This is a genomic window from Sinosporangium siamense, from assembly GCF_016863435.1.
Classification (GTDB): Bacteria; Actinomycetota; Actinomycetes; order Streptosporangiales; family Streptosporangiaceae; genus Sinosporangium; species Sinosporangium siamense.
Window position 1 is genome coordinate 123,198 of sequence record NZ_BOOW01000014.1, and the last position, 7,904, is coordinate 131,101.

Annotated in this window: 5 protein-coding genes and 1 pseudogene; all 6 read left to right on the plus strand. The window is 72.7% G+C overall.

The annotated features are described in order from the left end of the window. The first annotated feature begins 102 nt into the window (after positions 1-102). Positions 103-1,587: a DUF5691 domain-containing protein gene (locus Ssi02_RS12160; protein ID WP_239128832.1), complete on the plus strand. Its 1,485-nt coding sequence runs from the start codon at positions 103-105 to the stop codon at positions 1,585-1,587. Continuing rightward, positions 1,584-2,651, plus strand: a complete 1,068-nt coding sequence (locus Ssi02_RS12165) for an ATP-binding protein (protein WP_204024894.1) — start codon at positions 1,584-1,586, stop codon at positions 2,649-2,651. The genes Ssi02_RS12160 and Ssi02_RS12165 overlap by 4 nt, the downstream gene beginning before the upstream one ends. Then, entirely contained in the window at positions 2,638-4,923 is a 2,286-nt protein-coding gene (locus Ssi02_RS12170; RefSeq protein WP_204024896.1) for a DUF5682 family protein, read from the plus strand. The genes Ssi02_RS12165 and Ssi02_RS12170 overlap by 14 nt, the downstream gene beginning before the upstream one ends. Then, positions 4,913-6,067, plus strand: a complete 1,155-nt coding sequence (locus Ssi02_RS12175; protein WP_239128833.1) for a VWA domain-containing protein — start codon at positions 4,913-4,915, stop codon at positions 6,065-6,067. The genes Ssi02_RS12170 and Ssi02_RS12175 overlap by 11 nt, the downstream gene beginning before the upstream one ends. A 97-nt stretch (positions 6,068-6,164) precedes the next feature. Further along, entirely contained in the window at positions 6,165-7,556 is a 1,392-nt protein-coding gene (locus Ssi02_RS12180; RefSeq protein WP_239128834.1) for an MFS transporter, read from the plus strand. A gap of 42 nt (positions 7,557-7,598) precedes the next feature. Then, positions 7,599-7,904 (plus strand): annotated as a pseudogene (locus tag Ssi02_RS12185) (hypothetical protein); the annotation flags it as partial.

Consider the following 7,904-nt stretch of genomic DNA (forward strand, 5'->3'; position numbering starts at 1 on the left):
TCTGTTGAGTGAGGAGGCGAGTATGCGTTGCGCCGGGTCACGTGGTGTGGCCACGACTCCCTCTGGGGTGGGCGGTGGTCCGCCGGGAGGTTGGATTCGGTCGTGCCGGGCGGGCGGGGTGCGGGCGACCCGGGCCAGGGATACGGCGGTACGGCAGGAGCCTTGGGGGAAGGGCGGGTGGGGTTGGTGACGTCGTGGGAGGAGCTTGTGTCGGCGGTGCTTGTCGGCACCGATCGGCGGCCGGTGCCGGGGGGTGACCCGCAGGTTGAGGCGCCGGTGGCGTTGTTGTCGGCGGCGGCGGTCGAGGTGGTGCGGTTGCGGGCCGGGCAGCGGCTTGTACCAGGGGAGACGTTGCCGGCGGCGCCCGCCGAGCACAAGCCGGTCATGCCGGAGGCGGCGGTCGCCAGGCTGACCCGCATTCTCGGCGGTGAGCAGCAGCGGCTGCTGCCCGAGTGGCTGGAGGCCGCCGCGGCGGCCGGGTTGCGGCTGCCGCCGCATCTGCTGCCGGAGGTGCTGGGCCACGGGGTCAGGGACCGCTCCATCCGGGACCACCTCGGGGTGCTCGCGGGCCGCCGGGGCGCGTGGCTGGCCGGGCTGAATCCGGCGTGGGGGTTCCTCGCCGAGGCGCCGGGGTGCCGGCAGGGTGAGGCCGAAACCGACGCCTGGGAGCTCGGCACCCGAGGTGACCGGTTCCACTACCTGCGCCATCTACGGAGAAACGATCCGGCGAAGGCTCGTGAGCTGCTCGCCGCGACGTGGGCGAAGGAGACGCCCGACGACCGGGCCGCGTTCATCGAGGCTTTGCAGTACGGGCTGTCTCCGGACGACGAGCCCTTCCTGGAGGCGGCGCTCGACGACCGCAGGCGTGAGGTGCGCAACCGGGCCGTCGACCTGCTGAGCAGGTTGCCCGAGTCGCGGCTGGCCCGCCGCATGGCGCAGCGCGCCGCCCGCTGCCTGTTCCGCGAGGGGGACGGTTTTTCCGCCAAACCGCCTGCGGCCTGTGACGCCGCGATGGAGCGGGACGGCATTCGCGCCGCGGCCCCGGGCGGGAGCGGCAAACGCGGCTGGTGGCTTCAGCAGGTGGTGGCCCGCACCCCGCTGGGGTTCTGGCCGGGACATCTCGGGCTGAGCGTCGACCGGGTGGCGCGGCTGGACCTCGGCGACTGGGCCCGGGAGGTCAGGGTCGGCTGGGAGCGGGCCGCCGTGCTGCAGGGGGACGCGGTGTGGGCGCGGGCGCTGTTCGCGGTGGAGCCGCTGGCGGACCTGCTGGCGGTGCTGCCGCCGCAGGAGCGGGCCGTGCGGGCCGCGGGGGTCGTGCGGGGGCACGCCGTCGACGGTCAGTTGATCATGCTGCTCGGCGGTGTGCCGGGTCCGTGGGGGGTTCCGCTGGCGGAAGCCGTACTCCACAAAATCGTGGAAACGGTCGCGGTGCAGCCGTGGAACGTCAGCGAACTCGGGCGGCTGGCAGGGGAGCGGGTCGACCCCGCTCTCGCGGTGCACACCGCCGCCTTCTCGCCGGACGCGAACATCCAGAACATCGCCGCGACCCTGCAATTCCGTGACGAGATGCTGAAGGAGCTTCAGTGACCAACGTTCTTCGCCCGCACGCCGAGGATCAATACGCCGAGGAACTGGCGATCCTGGCCAAGGACGACGACCGGCCCAGGCCCCCCGGCTGGCGGCTGTCGCCGTGGGCGGTGACGACCTACGTGCTGGGGGACGGGGCGCGCATCACCCCGAAGTACATCGGGCCGCGGCGCATCATCGAGGTCGCCGTGGCGACCCTCGCCACCGACCGGGCGCTGCTGCTGCTCGGTGTGCCCGGCACCGCCAAGACGTGGTTGTCCGAGCATCTCGCCGCCGCGATCAGCGGCGACTCCACGCTGCTCGTGCAGGGGACGGCGGGCACGGCCGAGGAGGCGATCCGCTACGGGTGGAACTACGCGCGGCTGCTCGCCGAGGGGCCCTCGCGCGAGGCGCTGACCCCGAGCCCGGTGATGCGCGCCATGTCGACCGGAGCGATCGCCCGGGTGGAGGAGCTGACCCGCATGCCCTCCGACGTGCAGGACGCCCTGATCACGGTGCTGTCGGAGAAGACGCTGCCGATCCCCGAGCTCAACCAGGAGGTGCAGGCCGTCCCCGGCTTCAACGTGATCGCGACCGCCAACGACCGCGACCGCGGCGTCAACGAGCTGTCGTCGGCGCTGCGCCGCCGCTTCAACACCGTCGTCCTGCCCGTGCCCGCCGGGGCCGAGGAGGAGGTGGAGATCGTGAGCCGCCGCGTCGCCCAGCTCAGCGCGGCACTGCGGCTGCCCGAGACCGCGACCGGCCTGGAGGAGATCCGCCGCGTCGTCACCGTCTTCCGCGAGCTGCGCTCGGGCATGACGGAGGACGGCCGTACGAAGATCAAATCGCCGAGCGGCACCCTGTCGACCGCCGAGGCCATCTCGGTGCTGACGAACGGTGTGGCCCTCGCGGCCCACTTCGGCGACGGTGTGCTGCGCGCCGCCGATGTGGCCGCTGGCATCACCGGCGCAGTCGTGCAGGACCCGGTGTCGGACCGCGTGGTGTGGCGCGAATACCTGGAGACCGTGGTGCGCGAGCGTGACGGCTGGCGCGACTTCTACCGGGCCTGCCGTGACGAGCACTGACCTCCTCGGCGTCCGGCATCACGGCCCCGGCTCGGCTCGTGCCGTACGCGACGAGCTGGCCAGGCTGCGGCCCGACATCGTGCTGATCGAGGGCCCGCCTGAGGCCGACGCGCTGGTCGCGCTTGCCGCCGACCCCGACCTGCGGCCGCCGGTGGCGCTGCTCGCGCACGTGCCCGGCGAGCCGGGACGGGCGGCCTACTGGCCGTTCGCCGAGTTCTCCCCCGAGTGGCAGGCGATCCGCTACGCCGCCGAGGCCGGTGTGCCGGCCCGCTTCTGCGACCTGCCCGCCGCGCACGGCCTCGCCGCGCCTCGTGAGGACGAACCGGGCGATGAGGAGGACCTCGACCGCGACCCCTTGGGCGAGCTGGCCTACGCCGCCGGTTACGACGACCCCGAACGCTGGTGGGAGGACGTCGTCGAACACCGCGGCGACACTCCCTTCCGGGTGATCGCCGAGGCCATGGCGGCCGTCCGCGACGGCCATGTGCCGAGCGAGCGTGAGGCCCGCCGCGAGGCCCACATGCGGCGCACGGTCCGCCGTGCCGCCAAGGAGGGCTTCGGCCGCATCGCGGTCGTCTGCGGCGCCTGGCACGTCCCCGCCCTCGCCCTGCCGGTGCCCGCCCGGGCGGACGACGCGCTGCTGCGCGGCCTGCCCAAGGTGAAGGTCGAGGTCACGTGGGTGCCGTGGACATATGGCAGGCTCGGCTCGTGGAGCGGCTACGGCGCGGGCGTCGCCTCCCCCGGGTGGTATGATCACCTGTTCACCTCGCCCGACCGCCCGGTCGAACGCTGGCTCACCGCCGCCGCCGGGGTGCTGCGCGAGGAGGGCCTGCCGGTCTCCTCCGCGCACGTCATCGAGGCCGTACGGCTGGCGCAGTCGCTGGCCGCCCTCCGCGGCCGCCCCCTCGCCGGCCTCGGCGAGGTCACCGAGGCCGCCAGAGCCGTGCTCTGCGAGGGCGACGACCTGCCGGTCGAGCTCATCCAGCGGCGCATGGTCGTCGGCGAACGCCTCGGCCGGGTGCCAGACTCGACGCCAATGGTCCCCCTCCAGCGGGACCTGCGCGACCAGCAGCGGCGCCTGCGCCTCAAACCCACCGCCCTCGAACGCGAACTCGACCTCGACCTGCGCAAACCCCTCGACCTGGAGCGCAGCAAACTGCTGCACCGGCTCATCCTGCTCGGCGTCGGCTGGGGCACACCGCGCGATTCCCGTGGCAAAGGCACCTTCCGCGAGTCGTGGACACTGATCTGGGGGCCGGAGAACGACCTGCTCCTCATCGAGGCGGGCGTCTACGGCACCACCGTCGAGGCGGCGGCCTCCGCCCGCGTGCGCGAACACGCGGGCGACGCGCCGTCCGCGGGAACCCCCGCGAACGGCGAGGCCGCGCCGCTCGACGTGCTGACCACGCTCGTGGAGAAGTGCCTGCTGGCCGACCTGCCGGACGCCCTTCCCCACGTGCTCTCGGTCCTGTCCGCCAGGGCCGCGCTCGACACCGACGTGACCCGGCTCATGGCGGCGCTGCCCGCCGTCGCCCGCGCCCAGCGTTACGGCGACGTGCGCGGCACGTCCACCGCGGGGCTCGCCTCGATCGCCGAGGCGATGCTCACCCGCGTGTGCGTCGGGCTGCCGGCCACGATCTCGGGCATCGGCGACGAGGCGGCGGCCGGGCTGCTCACCCACATCGACGGGGTGAACAGCGCCGTCGTCCTCCTCGGCGACGCCAATGCGGCCGCCGCGGGCGGCGGCTCGCCCGCGCCCCGCGACCGGTGGCTCGCCGCGCTGCGGCTGATCGCCGACCGGAGCGACCTGCACGGGCTGATCGACGGGCGGCTCACCCGCATCCTGTTCGACGCGGGCACAGTCGACGCCGACCAGGTGGCCGTACGGCTGTCGCGGGCCATGTCGCCCGGCAATCCGCCGGCGCGCACCGCCTCCTGGGTGGAGGGCTTCCTGCCGGGCGACGGGCTCCTGCTGGTGCACGACGCCAGGCTGCTCGCCCTGGTGGACGACTGGCTGACCGCTCTCACGCTCGATCAGTTCACAGGTGTCCTGCCGCTGCTCCGCCGTACCTTCGGGGCGTTCGCGCCGCCCGAGCGGCGTTCGATCGGCGAGCGGGTCCGGGCGCGGGGCGGCGACGCGGCGGCGGCGCCGACGGCCGAGGTCGACGGCGGACGGGCGGCGGCAGCCGTACAGACCGTGAGGCGGATACTCCAGGCGGCCGCGGCCGCTCAGACGGCGGGTGCGAGGGAGGGGACGAGCGGTGGACGATGAGCGGCTGCGCAGGTGGCGGCTCGTGCTGGGCGGCGAGGCCGACGGCACCGGGTGCTCGCTCGGCGGCGCCGACGCGCGGATGGACGCGGCGCTCGCGGCGCTGTACGACGCGCAGGGCACGGGGCAGCCGGCCGAACGCTCGGCGGGGCTGGGCGGCTCGGCGCCGAAGGTCGCCCGCTGGCTGGGCGACATCCGCACCTATTTCCCGTCGACGGTGGTCCAGGTGATGCAGAAGGACGCCATGGAGCGGCTCAACCTGACCCGGCTCCTGCTCGAACCCGAGATGCTGCAGGCCGTCGAGCCCGACGTACACCTGGTGGGAACCTTGCTGGCCCTTAACCGGGTCATGCCCGAACGCACCCGCGAGACCGCGCGGGCCGTGGTGCGCAAGGTCGTCGCCGACCTGGAGTCCAAACTCGCCCAGCGCACCCGGGCCGCAGTCGGCGGTGCTCTCGACAGGGCGGCCCGCACCCACCGGCCGCGCCGCCCCGCCGACATCGACTGGGACCGCACGATCCGGGCCAACCTCAAGAACTATCTCCCCGAGCGGCGCACGGTCGTGCCGTCGCGCCTGATCGGGTACGGCAGGCGGCAGCAGGCCGTGCAGCGGGAGGTCGTGCTCTGCGTCGACCAGAGTGGGTCGATGGCCGCGTCCGTGGTCTATTCAGGTGTCTTCGGGGCGGTGCTGGCGTCCATGCGCTCCCTGAAGACCTCGCTGGTGGTCTTCGACACCGCCGTCGTGGACCTCACGCCCGAGCTGCACGACCCGGTCGACGTGCTCTTCGGCACCCAGCTCGGCGGCGGCACCGACATCAACCGCGCGGTGGCCTACTGCCAGGGGCTGATCACCCGGCCCTCAGACTCGCTGTTCATCTTGATCAGCGATCTCTACGAGGGCGGTGTGCGGGAGGAGATGCTGCGCCGGGTGGCCGAGATGACGGCGGCGGGGACGCAGGTGATCGTGCTGCTGGCGTTGTCGGACGAGGGGGCGCCTTTCTACGATCACGACAACGCCGCGGCGCTGACGGCCCTCGGGGTGCCGACCTTCGCCTGCACACCCGACGCCTTCCCGGATCTGATGGCGGCGGCGATCGAGCGGCGCGATCTCACCAGGTGGCTGGAGCGCTACCGGGACAAGGCGTAGTCCCCGCCATGCGACAAAGGACCGAGACCTCTTTAGGTCCGGGGCCCGATGTGGGGGAGGAAGGCAGGAGCATAGTGTCCGTTTTATGACTTCCGTTGTGACTTCGCCCCCTGGCGAGGACGTGGAGATCACCAGCGTCTTCGCACCGCGCTATCGCGCGCTGGCCGTCGGCCTGGTGGCGATCATGACCTTGGTGGCCTTCGAATACCTCGCGGTGGCCACCGCCATGCCCAAGGTCGCCGCGGACCTTGACGGCTACGCCCTGTACGGCCTGGCCTTCAGCGGCGCGCTCGCCGCCGGAGTGGTCGCCACGGTGGTCGGAGGCCGGTGGAGCGACCTGCGGGGGCCCCTCGCCCCGCTCTGGTCCGGCGTGGCCGGCTTCCTCATCGGACTGGTGATCGCCGGCTTCGCGCACAACATGGAGACCCTGCTGCTCGGCCGGCTCTTCCAGGGCTTCGGCGGCGGACTGTTCCAGGTCTCCCTCTACGTCCTGGTCTCCAGGGTCTACCCGCCCTCGCTGCACCCCCGCGTGTTCTCGCTGTTCGCCGTGGCCTGGGTCATGCCCTCCATGATCGGCCCCGGCATCACCGGCACCGTGGTCGACCAGGCCGGATGGCGGTGGGTCTTCCTCGGCGTCGCCGCGATCGCGATTCCCGGCGCCCTGCTCGCCTTCTGGGGTATGGGCCGCGGCGAGATCGTCTCCCGCCTGCGCGGCGGCCAGGGCACACCCGCCCCTGGCCTGGCCCGCCGCGTCGGCTGGGCGGTCGTGACCGCCGCGGGCGCGGCCCTCATGCAGTACGGCAGCGGCCAGAAAGGCGCCGGCCTGGCCCTCGCGGCCGTCGGCCTCCTCCTGCTCGCAGTCGCCCTGCCGCGCCTGCTGCCACCCGGCACCCTGCGCGCCGCCCGCGGCCTGCCCACCGTGGTCGCCCTGCGCGGACTCGCCGCGGGATCGTTCATCGCCGCCGAGGTGCTGGTGCCCGTCATGCTGATCGACGGCCGCGGCATGTCCACCACCGCGGCCGGCTTCGCCCTCACCGGCGGCGCCGTGAGCTGGTCACTCGCCTCCTGGCTCCAGGGCCGGCACACCTACCCCCGCCTGCTCATGCTGCGCGGCGGGAGCGCGCTGATCGCGGTCAGCATCGCGCTGATCGGCCTTGTGGTCTTCGACGGGATGCCCGTGGCGGTCGCATACGCCGCCTGGGTCATCGGCGGCTTCGGTATGGGGCTGGTCTACCCGACGTTGTCGGTGCTTGTCCTGGAACTGTCCCGGCCCGGCGAGCAGGGGCACAACAGCTCCGCGCTCCAAGTGGGGGAGCAGGTCTTCACCGTCGTCACCGTCGCGCTCACCGGCGCGCTGTTCACCGCGTTGGAATCGGGATTCTTGTACAGTTTCGGGGTCGCCGCCCTGGTAGCACTGGCCGCTGTGGTCATCGCTCCCCGTTTTGCTCAATCCACCGCAACGGGCACCATGGTGAAGACAGAGGTCTGATCCTGATGTGGGGGCTCAATGCCGCGTGTGCGGGAGCTTGAGGTGTTCAGAGTCCGTCTGCCGTATGGCAGGCGGCCTGAGAGCATCCTGGTCAAGCTGACCGATTACGGTGGCATGACGGGGTGGGGGGAGATCGTCGAACCCCCATCTGGGCACCCTGGGTTGGACAAGACTTGGACGATCCTTGCGGAGAGCCTCGCGCCGTCGTTGATCGGCGTGGACTGGGAGCACCCTGACGACCTGGTGGCGCCGTATGTCGTGCCGGGGTCGTTGGCGGATGGATTGGCCGGTCCGGGCTTGGATGCCGGAGGTTTCGCGGTTCCGGGGTCGCAGGTGAGCGGCTCGGGC